Source organism: Aestuariivirga sp., assembly GCF_020252405.1.
Taxonomy (GTDB): domain Bacteria; phylum Pseudomonadota; class Alphaproteobacteria; order Rhizobiales; family Aestuariivirgaceae; genus Aestuariivirga.
Window position 1 is genome coordinate 1 of the sequence record NZ_JADCDA010000105.1, and the last position, 19,639, is coordinate 19,639.

Annotated in this window: 18 protein-coding genes, 1 tRNA gene and 1 pseudogene; 10 read left to right on the forward strand and 10 right to left on the reverse strand. The window is 64.4% G+C overall.

Going from position 1 to position 19,639, the window contains the following annotated elements; genetic code table 11:
• Positions 1-320 precede the first annotated feature (320 nt).
• From IOC69_RS13445 to IOC69_RS13460, 4 genes are all read right to left on the reverse strand, one after another.
• Entirely contained in the window at positions 321-653 is a 333-nt protein-coding gene (locus IOC69_RS13445) for a DUF1778 domain-containing protein (RefSeq protein WP_290544070.1), read from the reverse strand.
• A 102-nt stretch (positions 654-755) separates the two neighbouring features.
• The gene (gene guaA / locus IOC69_RS13450) at positions 756-2,306 is read right to left on the reverse strand and encodes a glutamine-hydrolyzing GMP synthase (RefSeq protein WP_290544071.1); all 1,551 of its coding nucleotides are present in this window, start codon (positions 2,304-2,306) and stop codon (positions 756-758) included.
• Between the two features lie 99 nt (positions 2,307-2,405).
• A complete protein-coding gene (locus tag IOC69_RS13455) occupies positions 2,406-2,741 on the reverse strand; it encodes a hypothetical protein (protein WP_290544072.1) in 336 nt (111 codons plus the stop codon).
• Between the two features lie 196 nt (positions 2,742-2,937).
• Positions 2,938-4,293: an Nramp family divalent metal transporter gene (locus tag IOC69_RS13460; RefSeq protein ID WP_290544073.1), complete on the reverse strand. Its 1,356-nt coding sequence runs from the start codon at positions 4,291-4,293 to the stop codon at positions 2,938-2,940.
• A gap of 104 nt (positions 4,294-4,397) precedes the next feature.
• Between IOC69_RS13460 and mntR the strand changes: the two genes are divergently transcribed.
• On the forward strand, positions 4,398-4,802 hold the full coding sequence (gene mntR, locus IOC69_RS13465) for a manganese-binding transcriptional regulator MntR (RefSeq protein ID WP_290544087.1): 405 nt from the start codon (positions 4,398-4,400) through the stop codon (positions 4,800-4,802).
• Between the two features lie 101 nt (positions 4,803-4,903).
• Here the strand turns inward: mntR and IOC69_RS13470 are convergent, their stop codons facing one another.
• The 3 genes from IOC69_RS13470 to guaB are packed head-to-tail and all read right to left on the reverse strand — an operon-like array spanning position 4,904 to position 8,096.
• Positions 4,904-6,190 (reverse strand): RsmB/NOP family class I SAM-dependent RNA methyltransferase, encoded by a 1,287-nt coding sequence (locus IOC69_RS13470; RefSeq protein ID WP_290544074.1) that lies wholly within the window; start codon positions 6,188-6,190, stop codon positions 4,904-4,906.
• 3 nt (positions 6,191-6,193) lie between these two features.
• The gene (locus tag IOC69_RS13475) at positions 6,194-6,619 is read right to left on the reverse strand and encodes an MAPEG family protein (RefSeq protein ID WP_290544075.1); all 426 of its coding nucleotides are present in this window, start codon (positions 6,617-6,619) and stop codon (positions 6,194-6,196) included.
• Positions 6,620-6,629: 10 nt separating this feature from the next.
• Complete coding sequence (gene guaB, locus IOC69_RS13480; protein ID WP_290544076.1) at positions 6,630-8,096, reverse strand: IMP dehydrogenase; 1,467 nt, start codon at positions 8,094-8,096, stop codon at positions 6,630-6,632.
• Between the two features lie 135 nt (positions 8,097-8,231).
• Here guaB and IOC69_RS13485 point away from each other — a divergent pair, with 135 nt between their 5' ends.
• From IOC69_RS13485 to cysA, 5 genes and pseudogenes are all read left to right on the forward strand, one after another.
• Entirely contained in the window at positions 8,232-8,681 is a 450-nt protein-coding gene (locus IOC69_RS13485; RefSeq protein ID WP_290544077.1) for an Rrf2 family transcriptional regulator, read from the forward strand.
• Positions 8,682-8,965: 284 nt separating this feature from the next.
• Positions 8,966-9,988 carry a sulfate ABC transporter substrate-binding protein gene (locus IOC69_RS13490; protein WP_290544078.1) on the forward strand — a complete coding sequence of 341 codons (1,023 nt, stop codon included), beginning with the start codon at positions 8,966-8,968 and terminating at the stop codon, positions 9,986-9,988.
• Entirely contained in the window at positions 9,988-10,833 is an 846-nt protein-coding gene (cysT, locus tag IOC69_RS13495) for a sulfate ABC transporter permease subunit CysT (protein WP_290544079.1), read from the forward strand. The genes IOC69_RS13490 and cysT overlap by 1 nt, the downstream gene beginning before the upstream one ends.
• Complete coding sequence (cysW, locus tag IOC69_RS13500) at positions 10,820-11,701, forward strand: sulfate ABC transporter permease subunit CysW (RefSeq protein WP_290544080.1); 882 nt, start codon at positions 10,820-10,822, stop codon at positions 11,699-11,701. The genes cysT and cysW overlap by 14 nt, the downstream gene beginning before the upstream one ends.
• A gap of 16 nt (positions 11,702-11,717) precedes the next feature.
• Positions 11,718-12,434 (forward strand): annotated as a pseudogene (cysA, locus tag IOC69_RS13505) (sulfate ABC transporter ATP-binding protein); the annotation flags it as partial.
• 258 nt (positions 12,435-12,692) lie between these two features.
• On the opposite strand, the gene IOC69_RS13510 reads toward cysA, so the two are convergent.
• Positions 12,693-13,406: an RlmE family RNA methyltransferase gene (locus tag IOC69_RS13510; RefSeq protein WP_290544081.1), complete on the reverse strand. Its 714-nt coding sequence runs from the start codon at positions 13,404-13,406 to the stop codon at positions 12,693-12,695.
• Positions 13,403-14,296, reverse strand: coding sequence for a Ppx/GppA phosphatase family protein (locus IOC69_RS13515; RefSeq protein WP_290544082.1), 894 nt, complete (start codon positions 14,294-14,296; stop codon positions 13,403-13,405). Before IOC69_RS13515 ends, IOC69_RS13510 begins: the two co-directional genes overlap by 4 nt.
• 381 nt (positions 14,297-14,677) lie before the next feature.
• Here IOC69_RS13515 and IOC69_RS13520 point away from each other — a divergent pair, with 381 nt between their 5' ends.
• The 3 genes from IOC69_RS13520 to IOC69_RS13530 all read left to right on the forward strand — a co-directional run bounded on the left by IOC69_RS13520 (position 14,678) and on the right by IOC69_RS13530 (position 17,498).
• Positions 14,678-15,529 (forward strand): ATP-binding protein, encoded by an 852-nt coding sequence (locus IOC69_RS13520; RefSeq protein WP_290544083.1) that lies wholly within the window; start codon positions 14,678-14,680, stop codon positions 15,527-15,529.
• 9 nt (positions 15,530-15,538) lie between these two features.
• The gene (locus tag IOC69_RS13525) at positions 15,539-17,365 is read left to right on the forward strand and encodes a DUF87 domain-containing protein (protein WP_290544084.1); all 1,827 of its coding nucleotides are present in this window, start codon (positions 15,539-15,541) and stop codon (positions 17,363-17,365) included.
• A 59-nt stretch (positions 17,366-17,424) separates the two neighbouring features.
• Positions 17,425-17,498, forward strand: a tRNA-Gln gene (locus IOC69_RS13530).
• Between the two features lie 218 nt (positions 17,499-17,716).
• Here IOC69_RS13530 and IOC69_RS13535 read toward each other — a convergent pair.
• Entirely contained in the window at positions 17,717-17,851 is a 135-nt protein-coding gene (locus IOC69_RS13535) for a hypothetical protein (RefSeq protein WP_290544085.1), read from the reverse strand.
• Between the two features lie 358 nt (positions 17,852-18,209).
• Here IOC69_RS13535 and IOC69_RS13540 point away from each other — a divergent pair, with 358 nt between their 5' ends.
• Positions 18,210-18,854, forward strand: a complete 645-nt coding sequence (locus IOC69_RS13540) for a recombinase family protein (protein WP_290544086.1) — start codon at positions 18,210-18,212, stop codon at positions 18,852-18,854.
• Positions 18,855-19,639 lie beyond the last annotated feature (785 nt).

Genomic DNA, 19,639 nt, shown 5'->3' on the forward strand with positions numbered 1-19,639 from the left:
CACCTTCTCCCATCGCGTACCGCGACGGGAGAAGGGAAAATTGACATGGCACAAGACACGCCGCCGCCATATGCGATTCGCCTGCCCTCGTGGGGAGGTGCAGGGGGGGGGGGCCCACGAGTCCAATTCTCCAAGACCTGAGCCCGGGGACCCCCACCCTTAATCCCTCCCCACAAGGGGGAGGGAGAATGATCGCGATCCGATATGACCGCCCGCCGCTCTAAGCGCCGGCTCACTGCAATCGAAAGCCGACAGATCATGCTCTGCCGTCAAGGGAACGGGAGCCGACAGGCGGAAAAGAGCCGGATCCCGCGTCCCGCCTAGTTTTGCCATGCCGGGGTCCGGCGCAGCAAAGCCTTGAGCTTCGGCCCCGGCGCGGGCGGACTGTCAAGCGCCTGCATGAATGAATCGTAGCGTTCAGTGTCGAGTGTGAACAAACGCTGGTCGAGCAAGACATCAATGGCTTGCCGCCGGGCGCTCTCCACCATGAATTCGGTGCGCGTCTTGCCGAGGACCGCCGCCGCATCGTCAATGAGCTGGCGCGTACCCGCCTCGATCCGCAGATTGACGCTGCCTTTCGCGTCAGCCCCCCGAACGGCAGATGTGGCGGAAGGATGCGGCGCTCCGGTGCTTGCTGCGCGTGTTTTTGCCATACGCGTGATATGGCGTCCCGCATCTACACTATCAATACAGAGAGCTTCGGACCAGACCGGGATGACCGAGCCGCGCTGCGGGGTGGCGTTCGGACGGAAAAATCATTCCCACTCGATGGTGCCCGGCGGCTTGCTCGTCACGTCATAGACCACGCGGGAGACCCCCTTCACCTCGTTGATGATGCGGGTGGCCACGCGGGCGAGGAAGCTGTGGTCGAAGGGGTAGCTCTCCGCCGTCATGCCGTCGGTGGAGGTCACCGCGCGCAGGCCCAGCACGCGGTCATAGGTGCGGCCGTCGCCCATCACGCCCACGGTGCGCACGGGCAGCAGCACGGCGAAGGCCTGCCAGATGGCGTCATAGAGACCGGTCTTGCGGATTTCGTCCAGATAGATCGCATCGGCCTTGCGCAGGATATCGAGCTTCTCAGCCGTGATGTCGTCATGCGGAATGCGGATGGCGAGGCCGGGGCCGGGAAACGGATGGCGACCGACGAAATGCGGCGGCAGGCCCAGTTCCTGGCCCAGCAGGCGCACCTCGTCCTTGAACAATTCGCGCAGGGGCTCCACCAGCTTCATGTTCATGCGCTCGGGAAGACCGCCCACATTGTGGTGCGACTTGATGGTGACGGAGGGGCCGCCGGTGAAGGAGACGCTCTCGATCACATCCGGATAGAGGGTTCCCTGCGCGAGATAGGCCGCACCGCCGATCTTCCTCGCTTCCGCCTCGAACACGTCGATGAACAGCTTGCCGATGATCTTGCGCTTCTGCTCGGGGTCGGTGACGCCTTCGAGCCCCGTGAGGAACAGCTTGGAGGCATCCACATGCACGAGCGGGATGTTGCAGGCCCCGCGGAACAGCCGCACCACCTCATCCGCCTCGTTCAGCCGCATCAGCCCATGGTCGACGAAGATGCAGGTGAGCTGCGCGCCGATGGCCTCATGGATCAGCGCGGCGGTGACGGCGGAATCGACTCCTCCGGACAAGCCGCAGATCACGCGGTCGAGGCCGACCTGCTTCCTGATCTTGTGCACCATCTCCGATTTGAAATGCGCCATGGACCAGTCGCCCCCGCAGCCGCAGATGTCGCGCGCGAAATTGGCGAGCAGCCTGGCGCCGTCGGGCGTGTGCACCACTTCCATGTGGAACTGCGTGGCATAGAACTGGCGGCGCTCATCGGCGATGGCCGCGAAGGGCGCCCCCTCCGAGGCGGCGATGACCTTGAAGCCCGGCGGAATCGCCGTCACGCGGTCGCCGTGGCTCATCCACACCTGGTGGCGCCCGCCCGTTTCCCACACGCCGTCGAACAGCGCGTTCGCCTCCCTCACCTCGACGAAGGCCTTGCCGAATTCGCGGTGGTCGGAGGCTTCGACCCTGCCGCCCAACTGGGCGCACATGGTCTGTTCGCCATAGCAGATGCCGAGAACGGGAAGGCCGCGGGTGAAGACCCCGTCCGGCGCGCGCGGGCTGCCGCCCTCATGCACGGAAGCGGGCCCGCCTGACAGGATGATGCCCTTCAGCCCCGGCCAGTCCAGCGCCTTGCCGGCCGACTGGAAGGGCACGATTTCCGAATAGACCCCCGCCTCGCGGATGCGCCTCGCGATGAGCTGGGTGACCTGGGAGCCGAAATCGATGATGAGGATGCGGTCTTGCATGCGGGGTCTTTAAGGATGACCGCAGGAGTCTGCAAGAGACCCGGACCCTGCCCCGCCAGATCATGCCCGGGCGGCGCTCCGCAACCCGGGCGAAAGGCCTTATTTGCAGGCCTTGCCTTCCTCCTGGGTAAAGGTGACCTTGCCACCCTTCACGGTGATGCCGCTGATGGTGCAGAGCACGCCCTCGTCGGGAGCGGAAACCTTGAAGTCATACTTGCCATCGGCCAGGGCGGCGATGGTGACAGTCTTGCCGTCATCGAGCGCGCCCTCCTTGATGCCTTCCATCAGGTTGGCGCCGAAGGCATCCTTGCCGGCCGGCGAAGCGGTCAGCTCGTCGATGGGCAGGCCGCTGTGGTTGGTGACGGTGAGGCCCGGCGCCGCAAACGCGGAAGAGGCCAGGGCCAGCAGCGGAAGAGCAAAAAGAACTCGCTTCATGTTGTTCAGTTCCCGAAAGATTGTGTGGCTCGTGTGGAGTGGCTCAGGGACGGTTGGTTCCGCCCTGAGTCGTCCGCCCGATCAGCGAACGGGCCGGGAATTACGTGCTGCGCCGCCAAAGAGCCATTGGGCTGGCGTTTAACCGGCCATTTCTCAACCCCGGAAGAAGCTCCCTAAACCCGGGTTTAGGCCGGTTTCAGCCCAAGGCGATGTCCCACAGCAGCTTGACGTTGAGCGAGATGATGATGATGGCGATCAAGGCGGCGATGACGGTCAGCCACGCCGGCGCGGTGAAGACCCCCATCTTCGCCCGGTCGCGGGTGAACATCACCAGCGGCACGATGGCGAAGGGCAGCTGGAAGGCCAGGATGACCTGGCTGAGAATGAGCAGCATGCCCGTGCCTTCCGCGCCGAAATAAATCGTCACGGCGGCAGCCGGCACGATCGCCACGATGCGGGTGATGAGACGCCGCAGCCAGGCCGGCAGCTTGATGTCGAGGAAACCCTCCATCACGATCTGGCCGGCCATGGTGGCCGTCACCGTCGAATTCAGTCCGCAGCACAGGAGCGCAATGGCGAAAAGCTTGGGCGCCAGCAGGGAGCCCACCAGCGGCGCCAGCATGGAATGCGCCTCGCCGATCTCGGTCACCGTGGTCTTGCCCGCGGCATGGAAGGTGGCCGCTGCGAGGATCAGGATCGAGGCATTGATCAGCAGGGCAAACATCAGCGCGGCGGTTGAATCCCAGGTGGCGAAGCGCAGGGCCTCCCGCTTCTCAGGGATGCTCCCGCCATAGGCGCGGGTCTGCACGATGCCGGAATGCAGGTAGAGATTATGCGGCATGACCGTGGCGCCGATGATGCCGAGCGCCAGATAGAGCATGGCGGGGTTATGGATGATTTCGGCCGTTGGCGCGAAGCCGCGGATCGCCTGCCCCCAGTCGGGGTCGGCCAGCGCGATCTGAACGAGGAAGCACAGGAAGATCACGCCCAGCAGCGCAACGATGAAGGCCTCGATCCAGCGGAACCCCAGGCGCTGCAGCCACAGGATCAGAAACACATCCAGCGCCGTGATGATGACGCCCAGTTCCAGCGGGATCCCGAACAGCAGGTTAAGGCCGATGGCCGTGCCCACCACCTCCGCGATGTCGGTGGCGATGATGGCGATTTCGGCGAACAGCCACAGCACCCAGGCGACGGGCCGGGGGAAGGCGTCACGGCAGGCCTGCGCCAGGTCCCGGCCCGACCCGATGGCAAGGCGCGCGCATAAGGATTGCAGGATGATGGCCATGATATTGGACATCAGCGCCACGCTGAGCAGCGCATAGCCGAACTGCGCACCGCCGGCGATGGAGGTGGCCCAGTTGCCGGGGTCCATATAGCCAACCGCCACGAGGAAGCCTGGGCCCGCGAAGGCCATGGCGCGGCGGAACAGCGGGCCATTGTCCGCCACCCGCACGGTGCGGAACACATCGACCAGCGGCGGCTCGCCCCTGGCGCGGCGCCAGCCCGTTTCGTCCGGCAATCCGGCGGTTATGTCCGTGCGGTCGGCCATGGCGCAAAGTTTAGCATTGGCTAAACCCTTTGCAATGGGGTAATTCTCATGTCGTCGAGGAGCCCCAATTGCCGCAGCGGACGAAAAAACCAGGCGCGTCCAGGATACGTTCCGCCGCCTTCCAGAGGATCAGGGCCGACCACTCGTCCGAGCTTGCGGAGGACTATGTCGAACTGATCGCCGACCTGATCGACGAGAAGGGCGAGGCACGCGGCTCCGATGTCGCCATGCGGCTCGGCGTGGCCAATGCCACCGTGGTCAAGACGCTGAAGCGCCTGCAGGATGCAGGCCTGGTCACCCAGGAACCCTACCGCTCCATCTTCCTCACCGGCGAAGGCTGGAAAATGGCGGAGGACGGCCGGAAAAAGCACAAGATCGTCGAGGCCTTCCTGCTGGCGCTGGGCGTTTCGGAAAAGACCGCGCGGATCGACTCCGAAGGCATCGAACACCACGTGAGCGACGAGACGCTGAGAGCCATGGCCCGGTTCCTGGCGCGAAAGGTGATGTAGGGCAGCGCCCCCCAACTCATCATACGCGGGCTTGTCCCGCGTATCCTTTTTGGTGCCCGGAAAAGATGGCCGGGACACGCCCGGCCATGATGGGTCTCGAACTATCCCCTCTTCATCACCGCCACGAAGAAGCCGTCCGTATCATGCCGGGCGGGTGTGAGCAGCAATGTGTCTTTGGAACCATCGGCCGAGACCGGGGCTTCGCCGCCGATCATCCGCTCCCAAACCTCTTTGTAGGGCACAACCCGCATGTCCCTGTGATGCGTGAGGAAAGCCGCAAGCTGCTCCGTGTTCTCCTCCGGCAGAACCGAGCACGTGATGTAGAGCACCGTGCCGCCGGGTTTCGCCAGCTGGAATCCTTTCTCAAGCAGTTGCGCCTGATCCTTGAGCCTTTGCGCGAGCTGCTTGGGCGTCAGGCGCCATTTGGCGTCTGGCTTCCTGCGCCATGACCCCGAGCCCGAACACGGCGCATCGATCACCACACAGTCGAAGGGGCCAGCGGCTTCGAGCCTGCCCCTGTCCTGCGCCGGGATCACCTCGCAGTTGGCAGCGCCGGCGCGGCTGAGGCGTTCGAAGATCGGGCGCAACCGGAAACGGTCAAGGTCATGGGCGACGAGGTGGCCCCCGTTCCGCATCATGGCGGCGAGCGCCAGGGTCTTGCCGCCTGCCCCGGCACAGATGTCCGCCACACGCATGCCGGGCTGCACTCCGGAGAGGAATGCCGCCACCTGGGAGCCCGCATCCTGCACTTCGAACCAGCCCATGCCATGGGCGGTCTCAGCCTCGACATTGGCGTTGCGCGTGTCGGGGCCGGTCGCGGCAATCCTCACGGCGAGCGGCGACCATGGCCCCTCCGCCGCACCGAAGCGCTCAAGCGCCTCCAGCACCTGTGGCCGCGTGGCCTTCAGCGTGTTGACCCGGAGATCGACCGGCGCGCGCCGGGCAAGTGCCGCCCCCTCTTCCGCGGCGCGCGGGCCGAAGGCCTTCCTGTAGGACGGCGCCAGCCATTCCGGCACGTCGCCCGCGACGTGGACGGGCAGGTCAGCGGAAAGCTGACGCGAGAGCGCCTGGCGCTCCTCCGCCGTCAGCATGCCGGGGCCATGCTGCTCCTCGGCCATCGCGCCGATGGCATCGGCTGACAGGCCCCACACATCGCGCAGGCCCGCCAGCGCCAGGGCGCGCGGCGTGCCCGTGCCCATCCGCCAGGCGAGCGAGTTCCGCCGCCGCAACGCATCAAAGACCAGCGTGCCGATGGCGTGGCGGTCGCCGGAACCCGCAAAGCGGTGCGCCTTGCCCCAGTCCTTGAGCGCCTCCGAGGCCGGGCGGTGGCGCTCAATGACCCCGGTGAGGACGTCAATCGCCGCGGAGACGCGGCCGGCAAGGCGCATGGATTATCCGATCAGGTAGAGGCGGAGCGCGAACCAAGCCCACATGAAGGCCAAGGCGCCGTAGCCCACCAGAAAGGCCTGTCCGCGCCGGATCACCACATTGCTGCCCGTGTGGACGAGGCTGTGGACGATACGGCTGGCGACGAAGACCCAGGCGAGCGCCACTGTCAGCCAGTCCACCTTCACCAGCAGGATCAGCAGCGGCAAAAGCGCATGGAACAGCACCGGAACCTGGAACTGGTTGTCATAGTTGTTGGCGAGCTTGCGCACGTCATCGGGCCAGCGGGAGGAGTCGAGCGCGATGTCGGCGAGCTTCACCCTGCCGGCCTTGACGGCCTTCATCCGCGCCTGGCCCATGCGCAGCCCGAGCGCCACGGTCCACGCCACATGCACGAAAGCCGGCAGCAGCAGCCACTGAACGACAGTCATCAAATCCTCCTCATCCCTGCCGCTGATAGTTGGGGGCTTCGCGCGTGATCATCACGTCATGCACGTGGCTCTCGCGCATGCCCGCCGAGGTGATGCGGATGAACTGCGCCTTGTTGCGCAGCTCCGCCAGATCGGCGGCGCCCACATAGCCCATGGCGGCGCGCAAGCCGCCCACCAGCTGGTGCAGCACGGCGCCGACGGGCCCCTTGTAGGGCACCTGGCCCTCGATCCCCTCCGGCACCAGCTTCAGGCTGTCCTTCACCTCCTGCTGGAAGTAGCGGTCCGCCGAGCCGCGCGCCATGGCGCCCACCGAGCCCATACCGCGATAGGCCTTGTAGCTGCGGCCATTGTAGAGATAGACCTCGCCCGGGCTTTCATCCGTGCCGGCCAGCAGCGAGCCGATCATGGCGACTTCCGCCCCCGCCGCCAAAGCTTTGGCGAGGTCGCCCGACAGCTTGATTCCGCCATCGGCGATCACCGGCACATCCTGCTTCGCACCTTCTTCGGCGCATTCCATGATGGCGGAAAGCTGGGGCACGCCCACGCCCGCCACAACGCGCGTGGTGCAGATGGAGCCCGGCCCGATGCCGATCTTCACCGCATCCGCCCCCGCCCCGATCAGCGCCTTCACGGCTTCCGCCGTGGCGACGTTGCCCGCCACGATCTGCACCTTGTTCGAAAGCGTCTTGAGGCGCGTCACCTGGCGGATCACATTCTCCGAGTGGCCATGCGCGGTGTCGACCACGATCAGGTCCGCCCCCGCATCGACCAGCATGGCGGCGCGTTCGAAGCCGGCGTCACCCGTGCCGGTGGCCGCACCCGCCAGCAGGCGCTCATGCTCGTCCTTGGCGGCAAGCGGGTGGTCGGCGGCCTTCTCCATGTCGTTGACGGTGATCAGCCCGACGCACTTGTAGTCATCGTCGACGACGATCAGCTTCTCGATTCGGTACTTGTGGAGAAGACGCCGGGCCTCGGCGCGGTCCACGCCGGCCTTCACGGTGACGAGGTTCTGGCTGGTCATCAGGTCCGACACCTTCATGTTGAGATCGGTGGCGAAGCGGACGTCGCGGTTGGTGATGATGCCGGCGAGCTTTCCCTTGCCGTCGACCACGGGAATGCCGGAGATGCGATGCCGCTCCTTCAGCGCCAGCACATCGCCCAAAGTGGCGTCCGGCGCGATGGTGACCGGGTTCACCACCATCCCGGATTCGAAGCGCTTCACCTGGCGCACATGGCTGGCCTGCTCATGGGGCTCGAGGTTCTTGTGGATGATCCCCAGGCCCCCGGCCTGCGCCATGGCGATGGCGAGGCGCGCCTCCGTCACCGTATCCATGGCGGCGGAGATGATGGGAATGGAGAGCCTCAGGGATTTTGTCAGCCGGGTTCCCGTCTTCACCTGCGCGGGCAGAACGGATGACGCGCCGGGCTTCATCAGCACGTCGTCGAAGGTCAGATATTCGGGGATCTGCCGCGGCATGGGCCAACCTCTCAAAGTCGCAGGAGTCGGGTGAAGATTGGCGTTCGTCCTTAACACTGCGATTGCAGCGCGGGCAAGCGGGGAATCCCGGCTCCTCACTTGCAATTGAACCGATTCCACCCGTATCTCTGTGGCATGATTTCCCAGCGCGCCCGCTATGCCTTCAAGGCGATGGTCGCCCTTGCCCGGGCGAAGCCGGGCGAAGGGCTTCAGATCCGTCAGCTCTGCGAACAGGAGAAGCTGCCACGCAAATTCCTCGAGCAGATCCTGCTGACGCTGAAGGCCGCGGGCTACATCACCAGCCGCCGTGGCCGCGACGGCGGCTATGAGATGCTGAAGGACCCGCAGAACATCCACATCGGCCCGCTGCTGCGCACGGTCGATGGGCCCATCGCGCCCCTTCCCTGCCTCTCCCGCACCGCCTACCGCCGCTGCGAGGACTGCCGCAACGAGGCCCACTGCGAACTGCGCATCGCCTTCGACAAGGCCTATTCGATGTATTTGTCGGCGCTGGAGAACACCACGCTGGCGGAAGTGATGACCGAGGCCGGCGAACCTGCGAAGCATCTCCTGCTGGAACAGTAAGGGTCCCGTCTTTTCCCGTTTCTTCAGCGGGGCTCCACCCCCCTCACCTCCCCCGGGCTTGAGCCGGGGGTCCTTTTCAACGGCAACATAAAGGATGCCCCGGTCGAGCCGGGGCAAGGTGAGATGAGGGAAAACTCCCGCAGGACGGGAGAGGTCAACGGCCGGACCCTTCCTAAACGATTGATGTTCCATGCTTAGAACAATTTGTTCGACAAATAGAACTTTTTGGCTTGATCTCCCACTAATCCCGTATAGTATCGGGTCATCAACCTGAGGAGACGACGATGCCATATCTGACCCGCCGTTCAATTGCCCTTGGCGCTGCTGCGCTGTTCTTGTCCCTGGGGGCCGCCCAGGCCCTTGCCGACCGCGCGCTGCTCAACGTGTCCTATGACCCGACACGCGAATTCTACAAGGAATTCAACGCCGCCTTCGCCGCCGACTGGAAAGCCAGAACGGGCGAGACCATCACCATCGAGCAGTCGCATGGCGGTTCCGGCAAGCAGGCCCGTGCCGTGATCGACGGCCTTCAGGCCGACGTGGTCACCCTGGCGCTGGCCGGCGACATTGACCAGATCGCCAGCAAGAGCGGCAAACTGCCGAAGGACTGGGCAAAAAAGCTCCCCAACAACGCGGCCCCCTATACGTCCACCATCGTGTTCCTGGTGCGCAAGGACAACCCCAAGAACATCAAGGACTGGGGTGATCTCGTGAAGGACGGCGTGCAGGTGATCACGCCCAACCCCAAGACCTCGGGCGGCGCGCGCTGGAACTACCTCGCGGCCTGGGCCTATGCATCGAAGCAGCTGGGCGGCGACGAGACCAGGACGAAGGAGTGGATCGCGGATCTCTATCGCAATGTGCCCGTGCTCGACACCGGCGCGCGCGGTTCCACCACCACCTTCGCCCAGCGCGGCATCGGCGATGTGCTGATCAGCTGGGAGAACGAGGCCTTCCTCGTCCAGAAGGAATTCGGCGCCGGTAATTTCGAGATCGTCGTCCCGTCGCTGTCGATCCTTGCCGAGCCGCCGGTGGCCGTCGTTGAGGGCAACGCCAGGGCCAAGGGCAATCTCGACGTCGCCGAGGCCTATCTGAAGTTCCTCTATTCGCCGGAGGGCCAGAAGCTGGCCGCCAAGAATTTCTTCCGCCCGGTTGACCCTTCGTCCGCAGACCCCGCTGACCTTGCCCGCTTCCCCAAGGTGGAACTCGTGTCGATCGACAAGGACTTCGGCGGCTGGGCGAAGGCGCAGAAGGAATTCTTCGCCGACGGCGCCATCTTCGACCAGATCTACCGCCCGACCAACTGATGGCTTTCCCGCCGTCCTCCCTGCGGCAGCCGAGCGCCCTTCCCGGTTTCGGGTTGGCGCTCGGTTTCACGCTGGCCGCCCTCGGCCTCATCGTGCTCATCCCGCTCGCGGCGCTCGTGCTGCGGGCGGCCTCCATCGGCCCGGCCGAGTTCCTCAAGATCGCCAGCGACCCGCGCACGCTGGCCGCCCTGCGCCTGTCCTTCGGCACAGCGCTGCTGGCGGCGCTCATCAACACTGTCTTCGGACTCCTGATCGCCTGGGTGCTGGTGCGCTACCGCTTCCCCGGCCGCCGCATGATCGACGCGGCGGTGGACCTGCCCTTCGCGCTGCCCACGGCGGTCGCCGGCATCTCCATGGCGGCGATCTATGCGCCGAATGGCCCCGTCGGCGCGATTGCGCAAAGCCTCGGCTTCAAGATCGCCTACACGCCGGCCGGCATCGTGGTGGCGCTGGTCTTCATCGGCCTGCCCTTCGTTGTGCGCACGGTGCAGCCGGTTTTGGAAGAGGTCGAGACCGACATCGAGGAGGCCTCGGCCCTGCTTGGCGCCGGCAGGCTGCGCACGGTGTTCCAGGTGGTGCTGCCGCATGTCCACCCGGCGCTGCTCACCGGCTTCGCGCTGGCCTTCGCGCGCGGCGTTGGCGAATACGGCTCCGTCATCTTCATCGCCGGCAATATTCCGCTGGTCTCGGAAATCGCGCCGCTGCTGATCGTCATCAAGCTTGAGGAGTTCGATTACGGCGGAGCCACCGTCATCGCCGCGCTGATGCTGGCAATCTCCTTCGCCATGCTCTTCCTCATCAACGCCATCCAGGGCTGGAGCCGGACCAAATATGGCAATGTCTGACCGCGTCCTGCCGCTCGCGCACACGCCCGAACGCGCCACCACCGAAACCGCCGCGACGAAGGCTGTCCTCATCGGCATCGCCGTGCTGTTCCTTGCGGCCATCCTGTTCCTGCCGCTCGTCACCGTCTTTATGGAGGCGCTGCGCAAGGGGTGGGGCACGCTGTTCGAAAGCTTCGGCGATCCGGATACGCTCGCCGCGATCCGCCTCACCTTGCTGGTCGCCGCGATCGCCGTGCCGTTCAATGCCGTGGTTGGGCTCGCCGCCTCCTGGGCCATCGCCAAGTTCGAGTTCAGGGGCAAGAACCTGCTCCTGACGTTGATCGACCTGCCCTTCTCGATCTCCCCCGTCATTTCGGGCCTCGTCTATGTGCTGCTGTTCGGCGCTCATGGCTGGCTGGGCCCGTGGCTGCAGCATTACAATATCCAGATCATCTTCGCCGTGCCCGGCATCGTGCTCGCCACCGTGCTCGTCACCTTCCCCTTCGTGGCGCGCGAGCTCATCCCGCTGATGCAGTCTCAGGGCACCTCCGAGGAGGAGACCGCGCTCACGCTGGGCGCCTCCGGCTGGCATACCTTCTTCCGGGTGACATTGCCGAACGTGAAATGGGCGCTGCTCTATGGCGTGCTGCTCTGCAATGCGCGCGCGATGGGCGAGTTCGGCGCGGTCTCCGTCGTCTCCGGCCACATCCGCGGCCTCACCAACACCATGCCGCTGCACATCGAGATCCTCTACAACGAATACAACTTCGTCGGCGCCTTTGCCGTGGCCTCGCTGCTGGCGGGCCTCGCCTTGCTGACGCTGCTGGCCAAGAGCTTCCTCGAATGGCGCTTCGCCGGCGAACTCGCCGCGGCGGCGCGCCGTCACTGATCCAAGGAGACCCGACATGTCCGTTCCCGTCCGTGTGCGAAACCTCGAAAAAACCTTCGGCCGTTATCCGGCCCTGAAGGGCGTCTCGCTCGATGTCGAGGCGGGCGAGCTCGTGGCCCTTCTCGGCCCCTCCGGTTCCGGCAAGACCACGCTGCTTCGCGCCATTGCGGGCCTCGAGCAGCCGGAGGCCGGCCAGGTGCTGTTCGGCGGCATCGACGCGGGCAGCCTGAGCCTGCGCGAGCGCCGCATCGGTTTCGTGTTCCAGCAATATGCGCTGTTCAGGCACATGAAAGTGTTCGACAACATCGCCTTCGGGCTGCGCGCCCGCCCGCGCGCATCGAGGCCGCCGGAGGCCGCGATCAAGGCAAGGGTGCTGGAGCTTCTCCACCTCGTGCAGCTCGACGGCCTCGAGGCGCGGTATCCCGCCCAGCTTTCGGGCGGCCAGCGCCAGCGCGTGGCGCTGGCCCGCGCGCTCGCCATCGAGCCGCGCGTGCTGCTGCTGGACGAGCCCTTCGGCGCGCTCGACGCCCGGGTCAGGAAGGACCTGCGCAAATGGCTGCGCGGGCTGCACCAGCGCACCGGCCATACGACCCTGTTCGTCACCCACGACCAGGACGAGGCCTTCGAATTGGCCGACCGCATCGCCATCCTCGATCATGGCCGCATCGAGCAGGTGGGCACTGCGGCGGAAATCCTCGGGCATCCCGCAACACCCTTCATCGACAGCTTCATCGAAGGCATCGCCCGGCGCGAGGCGCGGGCCAGGGAATGGACAAAGCCCCATGCGGTGGCCGGCAGATAGAGCATGATCCGCAAAAGTGGAACCGCTTTTGCGATAAGATCATGCTCCAGCATATGAACTGGCGAACGCAAGCCAGGTCACGAAATGCAGAATGGCCGGAACGGACCCGGCGATGGAGAAGGAATAATTTCTGGACGTTGCGCCTTTCCGGCGGATCGAGCGCGCGCTTTAAATGATTAAATTCTTATTTTAGGACGCTTCGTTTTCAGTCCCGCCGCGGAAACCCATCGCCAGCACGAAAAGCTCGGCCGAGTCATCCCGGCTTGCCATGGGCTTCACGTGGCGCACGCTGGCGAAATCCTTCTTCATCATCTTCAGCATCTCGCCCTCAGCGCCGCCGCGCAGCACCTTGGCGAGATAGGCGCCGCCGGGCTTCAGCACCTGTTTCGCGAATTCATAGCCGGCTTCCGCCAGCGCCATGATTTTGATGTGGTCGGTCTGGCGGTGTCCCGTGGCATGGGCCGCCATGTCGGAGAGCACGCAGTCCGCCTTCCCGCCGCCCAGCGCCCCGATCAGCAGCTTGGGCGCATCCTCCTCCAGAAAGTCCTTCTTGAAGATGGTGACGGAGGGGATCGCATCCATGCCATGCATGTCGATGGCGATGACGCGCCCGCGCCCCTCTTCCGCCCTGGTGCGCTTCACCGCCACCTGGCTCCATCCGCCCGGCGCGGCTCCCAAATCGACAATGCGGCCGCCGGGCTTAAGGAATTTATACTTATCGTCGATCTCGATGAGCTTGAAGGCGGCGCGCGAGCGATAGCCCTGCTTTTTCGCCTCCTGCACATAGGGATCGTTGAGCTGGCGCTCCAGCCAGTTTTTCTGCGACACGGTGCGGCCCTTGCCGGTCTTCACCCGCACCTTCAGCCGCACGCCCGGTTTCTTGCCGCTTCCGGGCCTGCTCATGCAGCGCCCCCGAAGGTTCCGTCTTCCTTCATCAGCATGGTGAGAATTCCCTCGCGCAGGCCCCGGTCGGCCACGCGGATGCGCTGCGCGGGAAAGGCAAGGCGGATTTCCTCGAGGATCGCGCAGCCCGCCAGCACCAGATCGGCGCGCTCCCGACCGATGCAGGGGTTCGCGGCGCGCTGCTCGTAGCTCAGCCGCAGGAGCCGGCCGGTCACCGCGCCGATATCGCCGCTGTCGAGCCAGCAGCCGTCAACGCGCGACCGGTCATAGCGCTGCAGGCCCAGCTGCACGCCGGCAATGGTGGTCACCGTGCCGGACGTTCCAAGAAGATGCGAGGGCACTGGCGGCGCGCCGCCATTGGCGGCCGAAACGCGCTGCGCGAATGCCTGCACCATGGGCCGGAGACAGTCGCGCATCGCCTCGAAGGAGGCGGGCGTCACATCCACACCGCCGCCGAACCTCTCGGAGATGGTCACCACACCCGCCGCCAGCGAGGTCCAGGCCACCGTCTCGAACCGGGCTCCGGCGCGGCGCATCCACAGCACCTCGGTGGAGCCGCCGCCGATGTCGAAGACCAGCGCCGTCTCCGCCTCGCGGTCGACCAGCGGCTCAGCGCCCACCGCGGCAAGCCCCGCTTCCGTCTCGCGGTCGATGATCTCAAGCTCGAGGCCCGTCTCGCTCTTCACGCGGCCGATGAATTCGGGACCGTTCTCCGCCATGCGGCAGGCTTCCGTGGCCACCAGCCGCACCCGCTCGACCTTGCGCCAGCGCAGCTTGTTGGCGCAGACGCGCAAAGCGTCGATGGTGCGCCCCATGGCGTCCTCGCTCAGCCGTCCGGTCTGCGCCAGCCGCTCGCCGAGGCGGACGATACGCGAAAATGCATCGACCACCGAGAACCCGTTCCGGGCGGGGGTCGCGATCAAAAGGCGGCAGTTGTTGGTGCCAAGGTCGAGGGCCCCATAAAGGCGCCCCGGCACCCGCTCACGCGAAGCGGACGGCCTGCGGGCATGAACATCCCCGGCCGCCGGTTTGCGCCTTGGCCGGTCCCTGCCCGGCCTGCTGGTCGCATCCACGTCCTTACCTTTCGAGGGCGGCCCGGCTCGACGGAGAACCGGAGCGGCGGCGGCTGCCCTTGCAATTATTGCGTTATGATGAACGTAACAGTTCCGGCCTCACCTCACAAAACAAATCTCTGGCCGAAGCCGGTGGATAACATTAACCTGACTTTGAGACATTGAATGTCAGATGAAACGGTAACTCCAGGGTAAGCGATGCGAACGTTCGGCCCCAAACTGTTCAAGGAAGGCTCGCTCATCGGCGAGTTCTCCGGCCATCTCGGCCTCGCCATTCCGCAGCGCAAGCAGGCCATTGCGCTCCAGGCCGCCAAGGTCGACGCCGAGCTGGCCTCGAAGGCCAAGTCCGAATTCATCGCCAACATGAGCCACGAGCTGCGCACCCCGCTCAACGCCATCATCGGTTTTTCCGACATGCTGCATACCAGAACGGTCAGCAGCCCGGAAAAGGTCAACCAATACACGGGCTACATCAAGCAGGCGGCCGAACACCTGCTCGAACTGATCAACGGCATCCTCGACGTCTCCAAGATCCAGGCCGGCAAGCTGACGGTGGAAAAGGAAGTGGTGGAGTTCGCCCCTGTGCTGGCCTCCTGTCTTCTCATCGTCGAGGCCAAGGCGCGCGAGAAGAACATCGGCGTCGGGCACCATGTTTCCGATGATCTCCCGCCGCTGATGGCGGACCCGTTGCGGCTGAAGCAGATCCTCATCAACCTCCTCGGCAATGCGGTGAAATTCACGCACGAGAACGGAAAGGTGCGGATCGCCGCCACTGCCTCCCCGGACGGCACCGCGCTGATCGTGGTGGAGGATACCGGTATCGGCATGTCGCCGCAGGAGATCGAGACGGCGCTGCGCCCCTTCGGCCAGGTCGATTACGGCTTCAACAAGCGCCACGAGGGCACGGGGCTGGGCCTGCCGATCGCCTATGCGCTCTCCAGGTTGCATGGCGGAGACCTCCGCATCGCATCGGAAAAGGGCCATGGCACCCGCATCAGCGTGACATTGCCGCTCGCCCACCCGGCGACATCCGACTCCAACTTTCATTGAGAGCGCCAGATGACATCTCACGAAAAGTCCTCCTCCCGCATCGGCCGCATCGTCGCAGTGACGGGGGCGCATGCGGTGATCCTCATCGACGGCGGCTCCGAAAGCGACGTGCGGGCCAAGACGCCGGAGATCGGCACGCTGCTGCGGGTCGATACCCCGCGCACCATTTCGGTCTGCATCGTTTCCGCCGTGTCGTCCCCGATGCCCAGCCACACGCCGGACGAGCCGGAGACGCACATCATCGAGGTGGAATTTCTCGGCGAACTGCCGCGGGACGATCAGGGAGAGCCGATGAACTTCCGCCGCGGCGTCTCCTGCTATCCCTCGCTCGGCGATTCCGTGCACCGCGCCTCGAAGCTTGAGCTGGAACGGGCCTACGCCTATCACACAGACTCCGCCATCCGGGTGGGGCACATCACGCAGGACGAGACCATTCCGGCGATGGTCAAGATCGACGAACTGCTGGGCAAGCACTTCGCGATCCTCGGCACCACCGGCACAGGCAAATCCTGCACCGTGGCGCTGGTGCTGCGCCGGATTCTTGAGAGCAACCCGCAGGGCCACGTGCTCCTTCTCGACGTGCACCGCGAATATGCGCACGCCTTCAAGGACATTGCGGAGGTCATCAGCCCCGCCAACATGAATCTGCCTTTCTGGCTGCTGAACTTCGAGGAAATCGTCGAGATTCTCATCGGACAACAGGCAAACCGGGAAACAGACATCGAAATCCTGCGTGAGATGATACCCGTAGCAAAGATGCGTTTCATGAACAACCAGCGGCGCGAGCGCCCGGCGCTGCAGCGCGCCCGCGAGCTGGCGGAGCCTTCCGCCATCGGCGTCGACACGCCGGTTCCCTATCGCTCCTCCGATCTGATCGGCATCCTCGACGAACACATGGGCAAGCTCGAGCTGCGCGGAGAGCTTGCTCCCTACAAGCGGCTGAAGGCCCGGCTCGAGGCGATCAACCGGGACAGCCGCTATGCCTTCATGTTCGGCTCCCTCACCGTGCAGGACACCATGTCGCAGGTCCTGGCGCGGCTGTTCCGCATTCCCGTCAACGGCAAGCCCATCGCCATCCTCGAACTGGGAGGCCTTCCGTCGGAGATCATCAACGTCGTCGTCTCGGTGCTGGCGCGCCTTGCCTTCGATTTCGGCGTCTGGAGCGCGGGGCGCATTCCCATCACCTTCGTTTGCGAGGAAGCGCACCGCTATGTGCCGGTTGACAAGACGCTCGGCTTCGAGCCCACCAAACGCGCCATCTCCCGCATTGCCAAGGAAGGCCGGAAATACGGCATCTCGTTGTGCATCGTGTCGCAGCGCCCAGCCGAACTCGACGCCACCATCCTGTCCCAGTGCAGCACCATCTTCTCGTTGCGCCTGACCAACGAACGCGATCAGGCGATCATGCGCGCCGGCGTTTCGGACGGGGCGGCGAGCCTGCTCGACTTCATGCCCACCATGGGCGTGGGCGAAGCCATCACCTTTGGCGAGGGCGTTGCGCTGCCAACCCGCATCAAGTTTGACATGCTGCTGCCCGAAGAATGGCCGAAGAGCAACACCGCCTCCTTCACCAGCAGCTGGGCGCGGGAATTACCGAACGATGGATTCGTCCAGGACGTCGTGCTGCGCTGGCGCGCCCAGAGCTTCGCCCCCGAGGGCACGATATTTGAAGCGCCGCAGCAGGCCACCTTCGGGCAACCCTCCGCCAGCCCCTCAGCCGACCTCACCGCCCCGCTCCGGCGCCTTTCTGGCAGCCCGCCCGCCGCGTCCCGCACCCCAACCACCGACGAGGAGCGCCAGAGCCTCGCCAACCTGATCCGCCAGATCCGCAGTTGAGGCGGATAACCCCTTGCGCGACAAGGACCCAGCGGCTATCTAGCCGCCAAGTGTCCCATTGGGGGATCGTCTAACGGTAGGACCGCGGACTCTGACTCCGCTAGTCTAGGTTCGAATCCTAGTCCCCCAGCCATACCTTTTGCGGCGCAGCAATTCCTTTTAAATCAAGCGCTTAAAAGGAGCGGCTTGGCAGGTATACCCCCCTTCTACCCCCCAGAATATACCCCCCGGACTGGGTAAACGCCCTTCCCCGAAAGGCCCCGAAAGGGTCTATCGCGAGAGACATGGGAAGATACGTGACGAAGGACGCGTTTTCCCCCATGGCCGCCCCCACCCCTCACGCTAGGTCAATCACCACCACCCTAAAGCTCGCCCGGAAGCGACCAGCGCCGCCAGAAGCACGAGCGTGAGCAGCCCGCCCCAGCCTTGCGCCGTGGCCTCGAAGCCCTTGGCCTTGATCCTGATGGAGTGTTTGCCGTCCGTCATCTTCACCTCTTGGTTTGAGCAGCAAGAAAATCGGTGAAGGGGACTAGGGGTTATAGGGGGCCATTTCGTCCCAAGTTGCAATGGGAAAATCATGACGAGAGCCGAAGGTTCGAGTCCAAGGACGGCCTCGCATGTCCCTTTCTTTCCAAGGTCTTAGAAATAGGGTTGGGATACTGTAACGCACCATTAGCCGCTGTACGCGTCCCAAACCTTGCCCAACCCTGCGACAGCCCGCCGCACCTCCATTTGAGCATGCTTTCACGGAACCACCTCCCAGACCAGTTCCAGAATACCTCTTGAGAATCCTAACGGAACCGCTTATAAGGGAACCACCTTAACAGAACTCAGGGGTTCACCTATGCCATTCATCCGCGCCTATCTTCGCGCCTCCACTCAAGAGCAAGACGCCAGCCGCGCACGCTCAGACCTCATCCGCTTTGCTGAGGAGCGGGATCAGAAGATCGCCTCCTTCTATATCGAGAATGAGAGCGGGGCGACACTCAAGCGGCCTGAGCTTTTCCGCCTCCTCTCGGATTGCCAGCCGGGCGACGTGCTGTTGATCGAGCAGGTGGACCGCCTCAGCCGACTCAACGCCGCCGATTGGGAGCGCCTCCGGGCAGAGATCGCCAGCCGCAGCGTCCGTATCGTGGCCCTCGATCTTCCCACCTCTTGGACAATGCTCAGCCCTGCCACCGCCTCAGACCAATTTACGGGCCGCATGTTTGAGGCCATCAACAATATGCTTCTCGACATGCTCGCAGCTATCGCACGCAAGGACTATGAGGACCGCCGCCGCCGCCAAGCTCAGGGCATAGCCAGGGCCAAAGCAGAGGGTGCCTACAAGGGCAGGCCTGAGAACACAGAACGCAACACCGCCATTCTCGCCATGCTCAAGGCCGGGCAGTCTTGGAGTTCAATCCAGAAGGCCACCGGATGCGGCAAGGCCACCTTGGCGCGGCTGAGGGCACGCATGACCGGGGAGGAGAAGACCACCGCCGCATGAAATCATCCGCAGGCTGAAAGCTCGCAGTATGGCAGCACCGCGCCTCATTTCTGAGCGGCTTCAAGCCCATGCCGCACACCGCACAGTGCGGAAGCTGAGATTGTTGACGCGAAGGCCTTTTGAACTCACCCTCAGGCTCTCATTAAGAGAGGAGAACCGACATGTCATCGAACACCACCGCCACCGCCAAGCCCCGCACCTATCGGCCCCGCTTCGCAACTTTGGGCCGCCTCGAATTCATGGCCGAGCGCATGCCGGATTGGCACAAACCGTCATGGTTGCGCAGTGGACGCGGCGACGTGCTCGCTTGGATTGGCCCTTGGCACTTTGCGGCCTCTATTCTGCCAAGCCCCAGCAATCGCGCAGAGAGCAATTGGCCCTAGAACCCCCAGAGAAGGCCCGTGGAGCCAAAATCCGTTAGCAGCTAGGAGAATAGCCTTAGGGCACTCCAAGCCGTCCAGCTGGCTTGGGGCCGCTGCTATAGGCAAACCACAAGATGTTGACGCGAAGGGGGCTTGATGTCTACATCTGGTAGGTAATAGGCAGCTATCTGAGTAGAGACAATTATCTCGCTCATAACCCCCAGGTTCCTTTAAGGTAGTCTTCAAGGTGGCATGAAGCCATCCGCCCCTACCCTGACATAAGGGGGCTTCTAGACCGGCTTAGGTCTAGGAGCCTGTCTGGATAATCTGATTTTTGTTGCATTTGTGCAATGGGTTCAGCGGGATGTTCTGGCTCATGTTGCGGCCTTGGCCAGTTTGCAGAGGTTGTGGGCGGTGCAGATC

Bases quoted from the DNA above. Each gene is read 5' to 3' on its own strand.
- IOC69_RS13445 (WP_290544070.1), bottom strand. From the start codon at position 653: ATGGCAAAAACACGCGCAGCAAGCACCGGAGCGCCGCATCCTTCCGCC.
- guaA (WP_290544071.1), bottom strand. From the start codon at position 2,306: ATGCAAGACCGCATCCTCATCATCGATTTCGGCTCCCAGGTCACCCAG.
- IOC69_RS13455 (WP_290544072.1), bottom strand. From the start codon at position 2,741: ATGAAGCGAGTTCTTTTTGCTCTTCCGCTGCTGGCCCTGGCCTCTTCC.
- IOC69_RS13460 (WP_290544073.1), bottom strand. From the start codon at position 4,293: ATGGCCGACCGCACGGACATAACCGCCGGATTGCCGGACGAAACGGGC.
- IOC69_RS13470 (WP_290544074.1), bottom strand. From the start codon at position 6,190: ATGCGCCTTGCCGGCCGCGTCTCCGCGGCGATTGACGTCCTCACCGGG.
- IOC69_RS13475 (WP_290544075.1), bottom strand. From the start codon at position 6,619: ATGACTGTCGTTCAGTGGCTGCTGCTGCCGGCTTTCGTGCATGTGGCG.
- guaB (WP_290544076.1), bottom strand. From the start codon at position 8,096: ATGCCGCGGCAGATCCCCGAATATCTGACCTTCGACGACGTGCTGATG.
- IOC69_RS13485 (WP_290544077.1), top strand. From the start codon at position 8,232: ATGATTTCCCAGCGCGCCCGCTATGCCTTCAAGGCGATGGTCGCCCTT.
- IOC69_RS13490 (WP_290544078.1), top strand. From the start codon at position 8,966: ATGCCATATCTGACCCGCCGTTCAATTGCCCTTGGCGCTGCTGCGCTG.
- cysT (WP_290544079.1), top strand. From the start codon at position 9,988: ATGGCTTTCCCGCCGTCCTCCCTGCGGCAGCCGAGCGCCCTTCCCGGT.
- cysW (WP_290544080.1), top strand. From the start codon at position 10,820: ATGGCAATGTCTGACCGCGTCCTGCCGCTCGCGCACACGCCCGAACGC.
- IOC69_RS13510 (WP_290544081.1), bottom strand. From the start codon at position 13,406: ATGAGCAGGCCCGGAAGCGGCAAGAAACCGGGCGTGCGGCTGAAGGTG.
- IOC69_RS13520 (WP_290544083.1), top strand. From the start codon at position 14,678: ATGCGAACGTTCGGCCCCAAACTGTTCAAGGAAGGCTCGCTCATCGGC.
- IOC69_RS13525 (WP_290544084.1), top strand. From the start codon at position 15,539: ATGACATCTCACGAAAAGTCCTCCTCCCGCATCGGCCGCATCGTCGCA.
- IOC69_RS13535 (WP_290544085.1), bottom strand. From the start codon at position 17,851: ATGACGGACGGCAAACACTCCATCAGGATCAAGGCCAAGGGCTTCGAG.
- IOC69_RS13540 (WP_290544086.1), top strand. From the start codon at position 18,210: ATGCCATTCATCCGCGCCTATCTTCGCGCCTCCACTCAAGAGCAAGAC.